Genomic DNA, 16056 nt, shown 5'->3' with positions numbered 1-16056 from the left:
GGCCGGAAGGCTACTGCCCCTGGTCCGGAACGGCATACGAAGGCCGGTCGCGGCGTACGACGGCCTCGATGTCGACCGTCGACTTCTCCTCGACCTCGACCTCGGCGCCGTCCTCCTCGAGCTGCATCTTCGGCCCGGACGCGAAGGTGACGGCCTGCGCGAGCGCGCCGGGGTCGCCGATCGCGACGATGACGTACGGCGCCTCGACCCGCTCGCCGTCGACCAGGAAGCCGCCGTCGACCTCGGAGAACGACGTCTGCGCGACGACCCGGACCGCGCCGTTGATCTCGATCGCCTCGGCGCCCACCGTGCGCAGCTCCTGGATCGTGTCGAGCAGCGAGCCGAGCCGGACCCGGCCGTCCTCCTCCTCGATCCGCACCCGGATCCCCGGGCCGGTCACGGGGACGATGCCGGCCAGGATGTTGAGGTCGGCGATCTCCTTGTCGGCCTGGTCGATCGCGGTCTGGCGCCGGGTCACGTCGTCGCGCAGCCCGCCGGCGACCTCCTCGAGCCGGTCGATCTCGGCCTCGGTCCGCTGCCGGGTGCCGGCCAGGCCGTTGAGCAGGTCGATCAGCTCCTGCTCGCGCAGGCCCGCATAGGTCTCGTCGGTGCCGGCGGTCCGCACCTGGATGACCGCCCCGAAGCCCAGCACGGCCAGCAGCAGCCCGGCGACCACCTGCCGGCGCGAGGGGCGCAGCAGCGCCTGCCGCAGCCGGTCGGCGGGCGTGACGGGTACCTCGGCCTCCGGCTCAGGCATGGAAGATGTGCCTCCGGATGGCGGCGACATTGGTGAAGATCCGGATCCCGAGCACGACGATGACGCCGGTCGACAGCTGGCCGCCGACGCCGAGGCGGTCGCCGAGGTAGACGATGCCGGCCGCGATCACCACATTGCTCAGGAAGGACACGACGAACACCTTGTCGTCGAAGATCCCGTCGAGATAGGCGCGCAGCGCGCCGAAGACCGCGTCGAGCGCCGCGACGACCGCGATCGGGAGGTAGGGCTCGACCGAGCCCGGGACGTCGGGCTGGAACACGAGGCCGAGGACCACGCCCACGACCAGTCCGAGCACCGCGATCACGGCACCTCACCTCCACGGCTCTTGGACTTCTCCTGCTTGTACTCCGCCGACCGTAGCTGGCGCAGGGCGCCCGGCGCGGCAGGAAGGTGGAGGTCGTCCACATTCTCCATGTCGTGCTCGAAGCCGTACTGCCCTGCCAGCTGGAGGAAGCGCAGACCGCTGCGGGTCTCGACGAACGCCGACGCGAGCGTGCGGCCGTCGCCGATGGCGAGCACCGTGTACGGCGGCGCCACGCCGACGCCGTTGACCTCGATCGCCTCGCCGACGTTGCGGATGCCGCCGCGGGGGTTGAGCCGCTGCCCGTTGATCGAGATCGCCTCGGCCCCGGCGTCCCACAGGCCGTCGACGAGCAGCGCGAGGTCGGAGTCGCGGACCTGCTCGCTCGCCCCGGCGTACGACGGGTTGTCGACCGTGACCCGGACCCCGGCGCCGGTCACCGGCTCGAACCCGGTGAGGGCGCCGAGCTGGGCGCGGCGGTCCTGCCGGTCGGCGTACCTCCGGCCGAGGGAGCGGAGCTGGTCCTCGGCCGCGGCGTTGGCCGAGCGCAGCTGGGCGAGGTCGTCCTGGAGCCGGCGCACCGTGGCGCGGCGGGACTCGATCCGCTCGATCAGGCCGGCCCGGCTGGCGTCGTCGGCGTCGGCGTTCTGCGAGGTCTGCACGCCGGCGACGGTCACCAGCATCGCGAACAGGCCGACGACGACCACCACCGCGACGTGGTAGCCGCGCCGCGACCGGGCCTCACCGGCGCCGGCCGGGCGGGACGCCGCGACCTGGTAGTCGCGGTCGAGCGCCTCCTGGGTGATCAGGGTCAGCAGCGGCGTGCGGGCGCGGTCGAGGCTCTCAGGCATGGGTGGGCCGCTCGGTCGTGGCCAGCAGCTTGCGGACCTGCCAGGCGTAGAGGACGCCCGCCCACCAGTAGAGGCCGATCCCCCACAGCGCGAACGCCCAGCCGAAGACCTGGGCCAGGGTCGCGATCGTGCCCTCGCCGTCGCCGAGCAGCAGCAGCGGGAAGGCGTAGAGGAGGTTGAAGGTGGCCGCCTTGCCGAGGAAGTGGACCGGCAGCGCGCTGTAGCCGCGGGTGCGCAGCAGCGGGACCAGGCCCCACAGGAGCAGGTCGCGCAGCGGCAGGCACAGGGCGACCCACCACGGGATGATGTCGCGCAGGGCGAGCCCGACGACGACCGCCAGGATGTAGAGGCGGTCGGCGACCGGGTCGAGCAGCTGCCCGAGCTCGGAGGTCTGGTCGAGCTTGCGGGCCAGCCAGCCGTCGAGGAAGTCGCTGATCCCCGAGACCATGAGCACGGCGAGGGCGAGCAGGTCGGCCTCCGGGCCGAGCACCAGCCACAGGAAGAGCGGGACGCCGAGCAGCCGCAGGAAGCTGATCAGGTTGGGCAACGTCCACACGGTCACGATGATGACTCCTCGGAGTGGGCCGCGTCGCGGATCTCGCCGACCAGCTCCTCGATGACGTCCTCGAGCGCGGCGACGCCGAGCGTCGTACCGGCCGGGTCGACCACGCGGGCCATGTGGGCGCCGCGCCGCTGGAGGACCTCGAGCGCGTCGTGCAGGAGGGCGCTCTCGGCGACCGTGGCGAACGGCCGGATCCACCGGTCGGCGACGGGCCGCTCGCGGCGCTCCTCGTCGGGCTCGAGGACGTCCTTGATGTGGAGGTAGCCGAGCAGCTCGCCGTGCTCGTCGGCGCCCGACACGACGGGGAACCGGCTGAACCCGGTCGCCGCGCACAGCGCCTCGACGTCGGCGCCGGTGGATCCGCGGACGACGGTCGCGAGCGTGTCGGGCCGCATGGTCACCTCGCCGACGGTCTTCTCGGTGAACCCGAGCGCGCCCGAGAGCCGGTCGTACTCGTCCTCGGCCAGCAGCCCCTCGCCGTGGGACTCCTCGACCAGCGCGGCGACCTCCTCGCGGGTGTAGGTGCTGCCGACCTCGTCCTTGGGCTCGATCCGCAGCAGCCGCAGGATGCCGTTGGCGATGGCGTTGATGGTCGCGATGACCGGCCGGAGCACGGTGACGATGCCGAGCATCGGGGGCCCGAGGATGAGCGCGGCGCGGTCGGGCCCGGCGATGGCGATGTTCTTGGGCACCATCTCGCCGAGGACGACGTGGAGGAAGACCACGATCGTCATCGCGATCACGAAGGCGACCGGGTGCAGCCACTCGGAGGGCACGTGCAGCTCGTGGAACACCGGCTCGATGAGGTGCGCGAGCGCCGGCTCGCCGACGGCGCCGAGGCCCAGCGAGCAGATGGTGATGCCGAGCTGGGCGCCCGCCATCATCTCCGAGACCCGCTCCATCGCGGCGAGCGTGATCCGGGCCAGCCGCGACCCGGCCTGGGCGCGCGGCTCGATCTGGCTGCGCCGGGCCGAGATCAGCGCGAACTCCGCACCCACGAAGAAGGCGTTGGCGGCCAGCAGGACCACCGCGAGCAGCACGCCGCCGAGGTCACCCATCGGTCTCGACCTCCTCGACCCGCATCGAGATCCGGTCGACGCGGAGGCCGTCCATGTGGTCGACGGTCAGCACCGCCCGCCGCAGCGGCTCGTCGTCGTCCTCCCCCGTCGCCGGCAGCGGTACGACGGCGGCGTCGCCCGTCTGCGGGATCCGGCCGAGCAGCTTCAGCACCAGCCCGGCCACGGTGTCGTAGTCCTCGTTCTCGGGCAGCTCGACGCCGGTGAGGTCCTCGACCTCGTCGGGCCGCAGCAGGCCGGACAGCGACCAGGTGCCGTCGCGGCGCAGCCGGCCGCGGCTGCCGAGCCGGTCGTGCTCGTCGGCGATGTCGCCGACGATCTCCTCGATCACGTCCTCGAGGGTCACGATGCCGGCGTGGTCGCCGTACTCGTCGAGGACGATGGCCATCTGGAAGCCGTCGGCGCGCAGCAGCGCGAGCAGCGGGTCGAGGCGCAGCGAGTCGGGCACCAGGATCGGCTTGGCCATCAGGTGCTTCACCTTGGTCGTGGCCCGCTCGTGCAGCGGCAGCGCCACGGCGTTCTTGACGTGGACGGTGCCGACGACCGCGTCGGAGTCGTCGAGGACGGGGAAGCGGGAGTTGCCGGACTCGCGGGCCAGGGCGATCACGGCGCTGGCGCGGTCGTTGGCCTCGAGGGAGCGGGTCCGCACCCGCGGCGTCATGATCTCGCCGGCGGTGCGGGTGCCGAACTCGACCGAGCGCTCCATCAGTTCGGCGGTGTCGGCGTCCAGGGTGCCCTCGTCGGCGGAGTGCTGGATGAGGGAGGCGAGCTCGGTGGAGCTGCGCGCGGAGCGCAGCTCCTCCTGGGGCTCGACGCCGAGCCGGCGCACGATCGCGTTGGCGCTGCCGTTGAGGACCCGGATCGGGCCGCGGCACAGGGCGGTGAAGGCCCGCATCGGGCGCTGGGTCAGCCGGGCCGTGGCGAGCGGGAGCGCGATGGCGACGTTCTTGGGGACCAGCTCGCCGATCAGCATCGTCAGCAGCGTGCTCAGGGTCAGGCCGAGGGCGACCCCGACCGGGCGCACGGCGCTGTCCGCGACGCCCGCCGCCTCCAGGGGGTCGCGCAGCAGCTCGGCGATCGCGGGCTCGGCCAGGAAGCCGATGGCGAGGTTGGTGATCGTGATGCCGACCTGGGCGCCGGAGAGCTGGGTCGACAGCGAGCGGAGCGCCTTCTGCAGGCCGATCGCGGCGGCGTCGCCGTCCGCGGCGGCCCGGTCGACCTGGCCGCGGTCGACGGTGACGAAGGCGAACTCCGCTGCGACGAACAGTCCGCAGGCGAGCACCAGGAGGATGGCGAGCCCCAGCAGCAGCCAGGCGGTCATCGGGTTCTGCGGCTCCTGCCCACGGTTCGGTACCAGTCGATCAGCTCGGGGTCGTCCACCCTACCGGGGCCGTACGCGCTGCCGATGTCCCGCCCGGCGAGCGCGGCGAGCTCCTCGATCCGGCTCATGGAGCCAGGGTAGGCGCCTCGTCGCGCACACGGGTCCAGCTGCCGTCGGCCTCCAGGCGCCGGATCAGCCGGGCCGGCACGCCGCCGACGACGGCGTGGTCGGGCACCTCCCCGCGCACCACCGAGCCCGCCGCGACCACGACGTTGCGGCCGATGGTGGTGCCCGGGAGGACCATCGCGCCGTGCCCGATCCACGAGCCGGAGCCGATCCGCACCGGCTGGTGCGCGCCGAACTGGCGGCCGATCGGGACGTCCGGGTCCTGGTAGCCGTGGCTGGCGTCGGAGACGAACACGTCCTGCCCGAACCAGACGTCGTCGCCGATCTCGATCGACTCGTGGGCGGTGACGCAGACCCGGGCGCCGAGGACGCAGCGGTCGCCGATCACCAGCGCCCGCTCGGGCAGCACCGGCTGGGTCGGGCCGTAGCCGACCGACAAGGTGGCGTACTTGCCGATCAGGGTGTCCCGGCCGATGTGGATCGCCGCGGCGTTGACGACCGCCGACAGGGGGAAGGCCAGGCAGGAGCCGGAGCCGAAGTCGCCGAACTCGTCGGCCAGCGCCGTCCCGGGCGAGACGTCGCCGCGGTGCTCGGCCCAGCGCCAGGCCGCGTGGACGGAGCGGTTGAGGAGGCGCCGGAGCGGGCGCCGGGGATCGAGCACCGCTGGAGGCTACCGGATTCCGGAACCGTCGGAGGCCCCTGACAGGCTGGTCCCATGCCCGACACCCGCGAGGTCTACGCCGCCGAGGACCTGTTCGCCGGCTGGCTGGACCAGGCCGGCCGCTCGCCCGGCACGCCGCTGCGGATCCGGGTCGGCGCCGCGCTGGAGACCTTCGAGCCGGAGACGGAGCCCCGCTTCACCGACCCGGCGCACGTGCAGGAGTTCGTCGACCGGGTGCTGGCCCACCTGCGCGCCACCGGCAGCCGGTACGACGACGGCGCCGGCCTCGACCTGGCCGGAGTGCCGCTGGCGGTCCGCGCGCGGCGGGGCCACACCCGCGCCCACTACGCGTACGACGAGCTGCCCGCGCGCGGCGTCGTGGCGATCCCGCCGCGGGAGGTCGGGGGCGCCTGGTCGCTGCGGGGCGCGGTGGTGCTGCACGAGGTCGCCCACCACCTGGCGGGGCCGGTCGGGCACGGGCCGGAGTTCCGCACGACGCACCTCCGGCTGCTGGAGGACCTCGGGATGCCGGTGCTCGCCGACCTGCTCCACACGGCCTACCGGCTGCACGGCCTCGACACCGGCGTCGACGGCGAGGACCGCACCCTGCTGCGGATCGGCCGGCTGCTGCGCCAGGCCGAGCGCACCTCCAACGCCGCCGAGCGGGAGGCCTTCTTCGCGAAGGCGCAGTCGCTCGCGACCCGGCACCAGATCGCGCTCGCGGTGGCCCGGGCCAGCGCCGGGGCCGAGGAGAGACGGGAGGAGCCGACCTGGGAGACGGTGCTGATCGGCGAGTCCGGCAAGCGCTCGCTGGCCCGCTACGTCCGGCTGATCCTGGAGATCGCCCGCGCCAACGACGTGCGGGTGGCGATCTACACCAGCAACACCCGGGTCACGCTCTACGGCTTCCCCTCCGACATCGCGGTCGTCCAGGCGCTCTACGCCACGCTGGTCACGCAGATGGTGGCCGACGGCGACGCCCACCTGCGCTCCGGCGCCCACAAGGCCGACCAGCGGGAGGTGTGGAACGTCCGGCGCCGGCGGTGGGAGCTGAAGCCGGTGCACGGGTCGACCGCGCGGGCGGCGTTCTACGAGGCGTGGGCCGACCACATCGGCGAGCGGCTGGCGGCGGCCCGCGAGGAGGCCCGCGCCACGGCGATCGCCGCGGACGCCGCCGACGCGCCCCTCGCCGAGGGCCCGACCTCGACCGAGCTCGCGATCCGGGCCCGCGAGGTCGAGGTGGTCGACTACTTCGGGCAGATGCAGCGCGACCACGGCATCCGCGGCACCTGGAAGGGCGCCGCCCAGGCGGGGCACGCCGCCCCCGGCTCCCGCGACGCCGGCACCCGCGCCGCCGCGCGCGCCCGCCTCGGGACCGAGCGCGCGATCGAGGGCTGACCGCTCGAGGGGGTGACTACCGGGGCGGGTCGACGAAGATGTCGTACTCCAGGTCCCCGGTGCCGCCGTACGCCGACAGGTCGGTGACGCCGGCCTCGGCCAGCACGTCGACGTCGAGCACCGCATGGCCGGTGTACTCCCGGGCCGGCCGGGTCAGGACCGCGATCGCGGCGTCGGCCATGATCTCCGGCGTCCGTGCGCGCTGCATCGCCGCGTCGCCGCCGAGCAGGTTCTGCACGGCGGCGGTGGCGATCAGGGTCTGCGGCCACAGGCAGTTCGCGGCGATGCCGGCGTCGGCGTACTCCGCCGCCCAGCCGAGGGTGAGCAGCGACATGCCGTACTTCGCGAGCGTGTACGCCGGGTGCCTGCCGAGCCATTCGGGCGCCAGGTTGAGCGGCGGGCTCAGCGACAGGATGTGGGGATGGGCGCCCTCGCGGAGGTGCGGCAGGCAGGCGCGGGTGAGCAGGTAGGTGCCGCGGAGCTGGATCTGGGTCATCAGGTCGAAGCGCTTCACGGGCAGCTGGTCGGTGCCGTCGAGCGCGATCGCGGAGGCGTTGTTGACGCAGATGTCGATGCCGCCGAAGCGCTCGACCGCGCGGGCGACGGCGTCCTCGACCGACGCCTCGTCGCGGACGTCGCCGACGACCGCGAGCGCCTGGCCGCCGGCCGCCTCGATCTCCGCGGCCGCCGTGTGCACGGTGCCCGGGAGCCGGGGGTCCGGCACGTCGGTCTTCGCCAGGAGCACGATGTTGGCGCCCTCGCGCGCCGCCGCCAGCCCGATCGCCAGCCCGATCCCCCGGCTGCCGCCGGACATCATCAGGGTCCGTCCCACGAGTCGCTTCTCCGTCATGGCGGCACCGTTACACAGCGGCGACAATCGTGCCAAGGATGTTAGACGGAGATCACAACAGGTTCGCTGCGGATGTCGTCGGTCTGTAACATCATCGTCGCCATGGCCGCTCCCACCCTCAAGCCCGTCACCACCCGCTCCGCCCTGCTCACGCTGCTGCTGGGAGCGGAGGTCGCGCGGCTGAGCACGCGCGAGCTGGTGGCGGGGGCGTCGATCGTGGGCTTCGCGGAGCCGACGGTGCGGGTCGCGCTGTCCCGGATGGCCGCCGCAGGCGACGTCGTACGGGATGCGGACGGCGGATACCGCCTGTCCGACCGGCTGGTCGCCCGCCAGCGCCGGCAGGAGGAGGCCGCCCACCCGTCGCTGCGGGACTGGGACGGGACCTGGGAGCTGGTGGCCGTCACCACCGCGGGGCGTACGGCGAGCGAGCGGGCCGACCTGCGTGCGACGCTGTCCGAGCTCCGGCTCGCCGAGCTCCGCGAGGGCCTGTGGACCCGCCCCGCCAACCTGGACCTGACCTGGCCGGGCGTCGTCGCCGAGGTGTGCGAGCGCTTCACCGGCGCCGCCCCCGCGGCCGACCCCGCCGGGCTCGCGGCCCGGCTCTGGGACCTCGACGCCTGGGCCGCGGCCGCGCGGCGGCTGCTGGACGCGACGGCCACCGACGACCCGGTGCTCCGGTTCACCGCCTGCGCCACCTCCGGGCGCCACCTGCTCGCCGATCCCGTGCTGCCCGCAGCCCTGCTCCCCGCCGACTGGCCGGGCGACGCGCTGCGGGCCTCCCACGTCGCCTACAAGCAGTGGGTGGTCGACATGCGGCGCAGCCTCACCGACGCCGCCGGCTGAGGGGCAGCACAATGACCGGGTGACGGTCATCATCGCCCTCGCCGCGAACGCGCTCATCGCCGTGGCGAAGTCGATCGCCGCCGTGGTCACCGGATCGGCGTCGATGACCGCGGAGGCCGCGCACTCGTGGGCCGACACCGGCAACGAGGTGTTCCTGCTCGTCGGCGAGCGCAAGGCGGGCCGGCCACCGGACGCCGAGCACTCTCTCGGCTACGGCCGCGTGGGCTACATCTGGTCGATGTTCGCGGCCTTCGGGCTGTTCACGGTCGGCTCGGCCGTCTCGATCTGGCACGGACTGCAGTCGCTGCACGGCGAGGCCGACGCGCCGTCGTACACCTGGGCGTATGCCGTGCTGGGCATCGCGTTCGTGCTCGAGGGGACGTCCTTCCTGCAGGCGCTGCGACAGGCCCGCGCGGACGCCGTACCCCGTCGGCTGCACCCGCTGCGCTACCTGAAGGTCACCTCGAACCCGATGCTGCGGGCCGTCTTCGCCGAGGACTTCGCCGCGCTCGTCGGCCTGCTCATCGCCTTCGCCGGCATCCTGCTGCACCAGCTGACGGGCGACCCGGTCTGGGACGCGCTGGGCTCGATCCTGGTCGGCATCCTGCTCGGCGTGGTGGCGCTGTTCCTGATCCGGCGCAATATGGACTTCCTGACCGGCGAGGCGGTGACGCCGCTGGCCCGCAATGTGGCGCTCCGGGCGCTGCTCGAGCATCCCGAGATCGCCCGGATCAGCTACCTCCACATGGAGTGGGTCGGCGCCGACCGGATCTTCCTGGTCGCCGCCGTCGACCTCATCGGCGACGCCCCGGAGTCCGATGTCGCCGGCCGCCTCGGCGCCATCGCCGACGCCCTCCACGACCGCCCCGAGATCGTCCGCGCCGTCCTCACCCTCACCCGTCCCGGTGACGACACCGACCTGCGGCCCGGACCGCTGCCGGACTGGTACCTGACCTGACCTCAGCCTGAATCCATCGATTTCCGGCGTCGCGAGCGTCACCACACGGGTGCGATCGCAAGGCGCAGGCGCGACGGCGGTCTGGTTGCACCATCGAGCGTCTGCAACGCAGCGAGCGCGCCCGTGTGGTGGGGCGCAGCAGTCGAAAATCGGTGGATTCAGGCTCAGCCCGCGGCGGGCGCCGGCTCGCTGCGGAACCGGTTCGGCCGGCCGGCGATGCCGAGCGCGCGCCAGACCCGGCGCGCGACCGGGTTCATCAGGCCGGTCTCCTCAGCGAGCATCCGCACGTCGCCGAACATGTCGCGCAGGAACTTCCGCGACTCGGGACTCCCCCACCAGACCTCGCGCACGACCTCCTTGGGGATGCCCATGTCGCGGATCGCCTTCGGCCCCGGGACCACGATCGCGTCGCACAGCACCCGCATCACCACGGGCGTGAGCACCGACGCGACGCTGCGCTGCAGGAGGTTGAGGCGCGGAGCGCGGTGCTCGAGGAACTGGTGGGCGAAGCCGATGTGCCGCGCCTCCTCGGCGACGTGGATCTGGCTGATCCGCTCCAGCAGCGGGTGCATCTGCTCCCCCGAGCGCAGCATCACCTTCTGGACGTGGTCGATCGGCTCCTCGCCGCCGAGCACACCGACGAAGAAGAGGAACGGCAGGTGCTTGGCGGCGAGCGGCAGGAAGGGGCCGAGCGCGCGGAACAGGCTGTGGGCGCCGGGGACGTCCAGGCCGGTCCGGTTCACGAACTCCTGGAACATCTGGGTGTGGTGGCACTCCTCGGTCGCCTCGTGCGTGGAGTACCGGAACTCGGCGCGCCCGTTGGGCAGGTCGAGGCAGTACATCATCAGCCCGGCGATGAGCACCTGCTCGAACTGCAGGCCCACCTTCACGACATTGGTCTGGCGGTAGAAGCCGACCTCGATCCGCCGCTCCAGCGGCAGCGAGCGGTACCACTCGGTGCGCCCGAGCGGGTCGACCTCCGGGAGGACCCAGCGCGGGTCGTGGGGATCGACGGCGTACGCCGGGTCGTCCCACGGCACGTCCACGAACGCGTCGAAGTGGTGCTCGACCGAGGCCTCGGACAGGGTCCGGAGCATGTCCTGGTAGTCCGTCTGGTTCACGCCGATGCCACCCATGGCTAGATGCTACCGCTGGTAACACTTAAAGCAAGAAGAACTCCCGGGTGGCCTCGTCGGCCGGCAGGAAGGTCTCCAGCCGCAGTCCCTCGAGCGCCGCGTCGGCCACGGTCGTCAGCTGCGCGGAGGTGCTGAACATCCGCAGGGTCCGCTCGCCCACCCGCAGCTGCATCGTGAGCACCGGGCCGGCTGCCGGCTCCAGCCGCGGCACGCCGCCCCGCAGCTCCGCCACCTCGGCCGCCAGCGCGTGGTGGCGCGGGTCGTGGGTGCGCTCGGCGCGGTGCACCGCCTGGTGGTAGAGGTGGGCCGCCCACTGGTCGAGGTTGTCGATCTGCGGTGCGAGGCCGTCGTCGTGCAGGCACAGCCGGACCACGTTGACCGGCGGCTCCAGCAGCTCGGGCGCGCATCCCGCCAGCAGCGCCGTGATGGCGGCGTTGGCGTCCACGACGTCCCAGTGGTCGTCCAGCAGCAGGGCGGGGTACGGCAGGTGGGCGTCGAGCAGCCCGCGCAGGCCCTCCATCACCACCGCCAGCGAGCCGTCGTCCAGACCGCGCTCCGGGTAGCGCGGCGCGTAGCCGGCCGCCAGCAGCAGGTGGTTGCGCTCGCGCAACGGGACCTCCAGGTTCTCCGCCAGGTGCAGGATCATCTCCGGCGTCGGGTGCGCCCGGCCCGTCTCCACGCGGCTGAGGTGCCGGGTCGAGACCGTCGAGAGGTTCGACAGCTCCTGCTGGCTGAACCGGCGCCGCTCGCGCCACGACCGAAGCATCGGCCCGACCTGCGGGCTCTCCATCACCGTGGTCATGGCCCCACCCTAGGGACGGCGGGTCCTCGCTCCCATGACCTCCGAGGTCATCGGCCCCGAAAAAGCGAGAGCCCCTCCCGACCGCTGCACTCGCGGTCGGGAGGGGCTCTCCACGACGTCGGGCTGACAGGATTTGAACCTGCGACCCCCTGACCCCCAGTCAGGTGCGCTACCAAGCTGCGCTACAGCCCGAAGCCCCGCCCGGAGCACCGGGCCGGAGCGAACGGAACACTACCGCAGGCCCGCGGGCTCTCCCGAATCGGCCTGGCCGCGGCACGGCGTACGGGACGTACGGAGAAGGTCGCAGCGTGGACAGATGTTGGGGTCGCACCCTGATGTGCACCCCGCGGGCCGCTCCTAGCGTGACCGCATGTTCCGCTTCAGGCCCGGCTTGTACGCCGGCATCGTCGCCACGCTCGCTCTCGTCGTCGCCCTCTCCGGGGGCGCGTACGCCGCCGGGAAGATCACCGGCAAGCAGATCGCCAAGAACGCGATCACCAGCAAGCACATCAGGAACGGCCAGGTCACGGCCGCGGACCTGGCCGCCGACGCGAAGGCCGCGGCGACCGGGCCGGTGGGGCCGCGGGGTGCGGCGGGCGCGCCGGGTGTGAGCGGGTACGAGATCGTCACCGGCACCAGCCGGGAGTCGACCGGCACGGGCGACTGGCTCGACGTGGTCGTGAACTGCCCGCCGGGCAAGAAGGTGCTGACCCACGGCGTGACCTGGACCAAGCTCGACCCGAACGACGTCCAGGGCGTCGCGGTCTACTACAACTCCCTCGCCCAGGCCCGGCTGGCCGGCGACGGCACCAGCGTGACGTTCTACGGGTACTCCGGGGCGGTGCCGGACGGCTGGGGCCTGGTCGGCCAGGTGGCCTGCGGCCTCGTCTCCTAGTGTCCCGGACGCGAAATGCGTGCCCTCAGGACCACTAGCGGAAGTCGCGCGAGGTCTGGCGGACCTGGAGCGCGGCGCCGGCACCGGGCAGCACGCTGTCGAGCGGCTCGACCCGGTCGGCGAGCAGGTTGGTGACGCCGTCCTGGCGCTCCACCCTGCCGCGGATCACCACCGCGACCCGGTTGCGCGCCGCCTGCCGGTGCACCTTCATCACCCCCTCGGAGCAGACCACGTTGAGCATCCCGGTCTCGTCCTCGAGGTTGAGGAAGGTGACGCCACCGGCCGTCCCGGGGCGCTGCCGGTGGGTGATCAGCCCCGCGACGTGGACCCGCCTGCCGGCATCGGCGAGGGGGACGTCGGCCACCGACCTGATGCCCGCCGCGGCGAGGATCTCCCGGAAGTGCTGGACCGGGTGGAGGTCCGTGGAGATCCGGGTCGCCCACAGGTCGGCCAGGGTCACCTCCCAGGCCGACATCTCCGGCAGCCGCGGCGGCGGGGGCGACGGAGTGCTGCCGGGCAGCTGTCCCGCGCTCTCGACGTGGCCCGCCATCCACAGCGCCTGGCGGCGGTCCAGCCCGAAGCCGGCGAGCGCGCCGGCCGTGGCCAGCGCCTCGAGCTGCGCCTGGGTCAACCCGGCTCGCCGGGAGAGGTCGCGGATGTCGGCGTACGGCGCCGTGTCGCGCTCCGCCACGATCCGGGCCGCGACGTCCTTGCCGATCCCCTTCACCGCGTCGAGCCCGAGCCGCACGGCCAGCGCGCCGTCGTACCGCAGCGGGGCGGCGGACCGGTCCTCGCACGGCTCGAGCCCGGCCTGGACGCCGGAGCGGACGAGGTCGGGCGGCAGGACGAGGACGCCGTGGCGGCGAGCGTCGGCGACCAGGGACTGCGCGGAGTAGAAGCCCATCGGCTGGTTGCGCAGCAGCCCGGCCAGGAACGCGGCCGGGTAGTGGAGCTTGAACCACGACGAGGCGTAGACGAGCAGCGCGAAGCTGAGCGCGTGGGACTCGGCGAACCCGAAGTCGGCGAAGGAGAGGATCTTCTGGTAGATCGCGTGGGCCTTCTTACCGGTGATGCCGCGCTTCTCCATCCCCTCGTAGAGCTTGTCCTTGACCTTCTCGATCCGCTCGATGCCGCGCTTGGAGCCCATCGCCCGGCGCAGCAGGTCGGCCTCGTCGGCGGTGCAGTCGCCCAGGGTCCTGGCCATGTCCATCAGCTGCTCCTGGAAGAGCGGGACGCCGAGCGTCCGCTCCAGGATCGGCTCCAACGACGGATGGTCGTACTCCCACCCCGTCTCCTGGCCGGTCTTGCGGCGGATGTAGGGATGCACCGCGCCGCCCTGGATCGGGCCGGGCCGGATCAGCGCGATCTCGATGGCGAGCTCGTAGAACTCCCGCGGCCGCAGCCGCGGCAGGGTGCCGATCTGGGCGCGGGACTCGACCTGGAACACCCCGATCGCATCGGCGCGGCCGAGCATCTCGTAGACCGCCGGCTCCTCCTTCGGGATGGTGCCCAGCTCCCAGCGCTCCCCGAGGTGCTCCTCGACCAGGCGGATCATGTGGTCGAGCGCGCCGAGCATGCCGAGCCCGAGCAGGTCGAACTTCACCAGGCCCATCGACTCGCAGCCGTCCTTGTCCCACTGCAGCACGGTCCGGTCCTCCATCCGGGCCTTCTCGATCGGGCAGACCTCGCCGATCGGCCGCTCGGTGAGCACCATCCCGCCGGAGTGGATGCCGAGATGGCGGGGCGCGGACATCAGCTCGGTGGCCAGCCAGCGCACCTGCGGTGGCAGCACCACCTCCTCACCGACCTCCTGCCCCCAGCCGTCGACCTGCTTGGACCAGGCGTCCTGCTGGCCCATGGAGTGGCCCAGCGCCTTGGCCGCGTCGCGCACCGCCATCCGCGGCCGGTAGCTGATCACGTTGCACACCTGGGCGGCGTTGCGGCGGCCGTACTTCCGGTAGACCCACTGGATCACCTCCTCGCGCCGGTCGGAGTCGAAGTCGACGTCGATGTCCGGCTCCTCCTCGCGGTGGGCGGAGATGAACCGCGCGAACGGCAGATTGTGGAGCACCGAGTCGATGGCGGTGATCCCGAGCGCGTAGCAGACCGCGCTGCTCGCGGCGGAGCCCCGGCCCTGGCAGAGGATCCTCTCGCCGCGGGCGAAGGCGACGATGTCGTGGACGATGATGAAGTAGCCGGCGAAGTCCTTCTCGAGGATCACCTTCATCTCCTGCTCGATCCGCTCCCGCGCCTCCTTCGCGTGCGGCTCGCGGGCGTAGCGCCACGCGAATCCCTTCTCCACCAGGTGCCGCAGGTGCTCCGCCGCGGTCAGTCCCTCGGGGATGCCCTCCTTCGGCAGTCGCGGCGAGGCCTTGCGCAGGTCGAAGGCCAACTCGTCCGCCAGTACGACGGACCGGTGCACGGCGTCCGGCCGGCGCTCGAACCTCCGCAGCATCTCCTCCCCGCTGCGCAGGTGCGCCCCGCCGGACAGGTCGAGCCATCCGTCGAGCTCGGCGATGCTGCGCCGGGCCCGGATCGCCGCCATCGCCGCCGCCAGCCGCCGCTTCTCCGGGGTCGCGTAGTGGACGTTGCCGGTCGCGAGGAGCCGAAGGCCCCGGTCGTCGGCGATCCGGGCCAGCAGGTCGTTGTCCTCCTCCCCGCCCGGGTGGTCGCTGGCCGTCAGCTCCACCACGACGTGCTCGCGGCCGAACCGGTCGACGAGCAGGTCGAGCTCGTGGGCGGCGGCAGCCGGGCCGTCGTACCTCAGGGCCTGGCGGACCGTCCCCTTGCGGCACCCGGTGAGCACGACCCAGTGCCCCCTCCCCCGCTCGGCGAGCTCGTCGAGGTCGTGGGCGGGACTGCCCTTCTCCGGCGCCCGCAGCCCGGCCTCGGTGATCGCACCCGAGAGCCGGTGGTAGCCCTCCACCCCGCGCGCGAGCACCAGCAGGTGGCTGCCCTCGGGGTCGGGGATGCCGTTCTGGGAGCGGTGGACGTCGAGGGTCAGCTCGGCACCGTAGACCGTCGCCAGGCCGTAGTCGGTCCCCGCCTCCGCGAACAGCGGCGCCCCCGCGAACCCGTCGTGGTCGGTCAGCGCGAGCGCGTCCAGCCCCAGTCGGATGGCCTCCTTGACGAGGTCGCCGGGCGAGCTCGCCCCGTCGAGGAAGCTGAAGTGGCTGTGGCAGTGGAGCTCGGCGTACGGGACCGCGTCAGGGGGACGGTGGACGGGCTCCGGCTCGACGCGCGGCTGCTTGCGCCGCGACACCGGCGACTCGAGCACCGGCGCCCGCCCGGACAGCCGGCTCTCGAGCTCGCGCCACGGGAGCGGAGGGTTGGTCCAGCCCATGGCGGCTCAGGCGAGGCGGCGGACGCGGACGAGGAGCGGATCCATGGAACGACGCTACTCGAACAGATGTTCGAGGACAAGCTCGGATCGCTTGCTCGTCATAGGCCGGGCGCCGCGATCACCCGGTGGGATGTCACCACCGGCAGCCCTGAGCC

Annotated in this window: 16 protein-coding genes and 1 tRNA gene; 4 read left to right on the top strand and 13 right to left on the bottom strand. The window is 72.9% G+C overall.

Annotation, left to right across the window (positions count from 1 at the left end; all coding sequences use genetic code 11):
- Positions 1-10 precede the first annotated feature (10 nt).
- Genes FIV44_RS28740 through FIV44_RS28710 form a run of 8 tightly spaced genes read right to left on the bottom strand, consistent with a single transcriptional unit; the run spans position 11 to position 5676 of the window.
- Positions 11-757: a DUF881 domain-containing protein gene (locus FIV44_RS28740; protein ID WP_141007423.1), complete on the bottom strand. Its 747-nt coding sequence runs from the start codon at positions 755-757 to the stop codon at positions 11-13.
- Positions 750-1082: a small basic family protein gene (locus FIV44_RS28735; RefSeq protein ID WP_141007422.1), complete on the bottom strand. Its 333-nt coding sequence runs from the start codon at positions 1080-1082 to the stop codon at positions 750-752. The genes FIV44_RS28740 and FIV44_RS28735 overlap by 8 nt, the downstream gene beginning before the upstream one ends.
- Positions 1079-1930, bottom strand: a complete 852-nt coding sequence (locus tag FIV44_RS28730; protein WP_141007421.1) for a DUF881 domain-containing protein — start codon at positions 1928-1930, stop codon at positions 1079-1081. Before FIV44_RS28730 ends, FIV44_RS28735 begins: the two co-directional genes overlap by 4 nt.
- Positions 1923-2492 (bottom strand): cardiolipin synthase ClsA, encoded by a 570-nt coding sequence (gene clsA / locus FIV44_RS28725; protein WP_246086686.1) that lies wholly within the window; start codon positions 2490-2492, stop codon positions 1923-1925. Before clsA ends, FIV44_RS28730 begins: the two co-directional genes overlap by 8 nt.
- On the bottom strand, positions 2489-3550 hold the full coding sequence (locus FIV44_RS28720) for a hemolysin family protein (RefSeq protein WP_141007420.1): 1062 nt from the start codon (positions 3548-3550) through the stop codon (positions 2489-2491). Before FIV44_RS28720 ends, clsA begins: the two co-directional genes overlap by 4 nt.
- Positions 3543-4889: a hemolysin family protein gene (locus FIV44_RS28715; protein WP_141007419.1), complete on the bottom strand. Its 1347-nt coding sequence runs from the start codon at positions 4887-4889 to the stop codon at positions 3543-3545. The genes FIV44_RS28720 and FIV44_RS28715 overlap by 8 nt, the downstream gene beginning before the upstream one ends.
- The gene (locus FIV44_RS33440; protein ID WP_281285782.1) at positions 4886-5017 is read right to left on the bottom strand and encodes a hypothetical protein; all 132 of its coding nucleotides are present in this window, start codon (positions 5015-5017) and stop codon (positions 4886-4888) included. The genes FIV44_RS28715 and FIV44_RS33440 overlap by 4 nt, the downstream gene beginning before the upstream one ends.
- Entirely contained in the window at positions 5014-5676 is a 663-nt protein-coding gene (locus FIV44_RS28710) for an acyltransferase (RefSeq protein WP_141007418.1), read from the bottom strand. Before FIV44_RS28710 ends, FIV44_RS33440 begins: the two co-directional genes overlap by 4 nt.
- A gap of 54 nt (positions 5677-5730) precedes the next feature.
- Between FIV44_RS28710 and FIV44_RS28705 the strand changes: the two genes are divergently transcribed.
- Positions 5731-7074: a DUF7168 domain-containing protein gene (locus FIV44_RS28705; RefSeq protein WP_141007417.1), complete on the top strand. Its 1344-nt coding sequence runs from the start codon at positions 5731-5733 to the stop codon at positions 7072-7074.
- A 16-nt stretch (positions 7075-7090) separates the two neighbouring features.
- Here FIV44_RS28705 and FIV44_RS28700 read toward each other — a convergent pair whose 3' ends face one another.
- Entirely contained in the window at positions 7091-7924 is an 834-nt protein-coding gene (locus FIV44_RS28700; protein WP_141007416.1) for an SDR family oxidoreductase, read from the bottom strand.
- A 102-nt stretch (positions 7925-8026) separates the two neighbouring features.
- On the opposite strand from FIV44_RS28700, the gene FIV44_RS28695 reads away from it, so the two are divergent.
- Together FIV44_RS28695 and FIV44_RS28690 are read left to right on the top strand one after the other, a co-directional pair.
- Positions 8027-8767 carry a PaaX family transcriptional regulator C-terminal domain-containing protein gene (locus FIV44_RS28695; RefSeq protein ID WP_141007415.1) on the top strand — a complete coding sequence of 247 codons (741 nt, stop codon included), beginning with the start codon at positions 8027-8029 and terminating at the stop codon, positions 8765-8767.
- Positions 8768-8786: 19 nt separating this feature from the next.
- Entirely contained in the window at positions 8787-9725 is a 939-nt protein-coding gene (locus tag FIV44_RS28690) for a cation diffusion facilitator family transporter (protein WP_141007414.1), read from the top strand.
- Between the two features lie 164 nt (positions 9726-9889).
- Here FIV44_RS28690 and FIV44_RS28685 read toward each other — a convergent pair whose 3' ends face one another.
- The 3 genes from FIV44_RS28685 to FIV44_RS28675 form a co-directional block, all read right to left on the bottom strand.
- The gene (locus tag FIV44_RS28685; protein WP_141007413.1) at positions 9890-10861 is read right to left on the bottom strand and encodes an AurF N-oxygenase family protein; all 972 of its coding nucleotides are present in this window, start codon (positions 10859-10861) and stop codon (positions 9890-9892) included.
- A 25-nt stretch (positions 10862-10886) separates the two neighbouring features.
- Positions 10887-11663: a helix-turn-helix domain-containing protein gene (locus tag FIV44_RS28680; protein WP_141007412.1), complete on the bottom strand. Its 777-nt coding sequence runs from the start codon at positions 11661-11663 to the stop codon at positions 10887-10889.
- A gap of 118 nt (positions 11664-11781) precedes the next feature.
- Positions 11782-11855, bottom strand: a tRNA-Pro gene (locus FIV44_RS28675).
- Between the two features lie 178 nt (positions 11856-12033).
- Here FIV44_RS28675 and FIV44_RS28670 point away from each other — a divergent pair.
- The gene (locus tag FIV44_RS28670) at positions 12034-12558 is read left to right on the top strand and encodes a hypothetical protein (RefSeq protein ID WP_141007411.1); all 525 of its coding nucleotides are present in this window, start codon (positions 12034-12036) and stop codon (positions 12556-12558) included.
- Positions 12559-12592: 34 nt separating this feature from the next.
- On the opposite strand, the gene FIV44_RS28665 is transcribed toward FIV44_RS28670, so the two are convergent.
- A complete protein-coding gene (locus FIV44_RS28665; protein ID WP_141007410.1) occupies positions 12593-15901 on the bottom strand; it encodes an error-prone DNA polymerase in 3309 nt (1102 codons plus the stop codon).
- Positions 15902-16056 lie beyond the last annotated feature (155 nt).

The organism is Nocardioides humi, from assembly GCF_006494775.1.
GTDB lineage: Bacteria > Actinomycetota > Actinomycetes > Propionibacteriales > Nocardioidaceae > Nocardioides > Nocardioides humi.
Note: the sequence above shows the minus strand (reverse complement) of the source record. Positions and strands in the feature narration are given on the sequence as shown.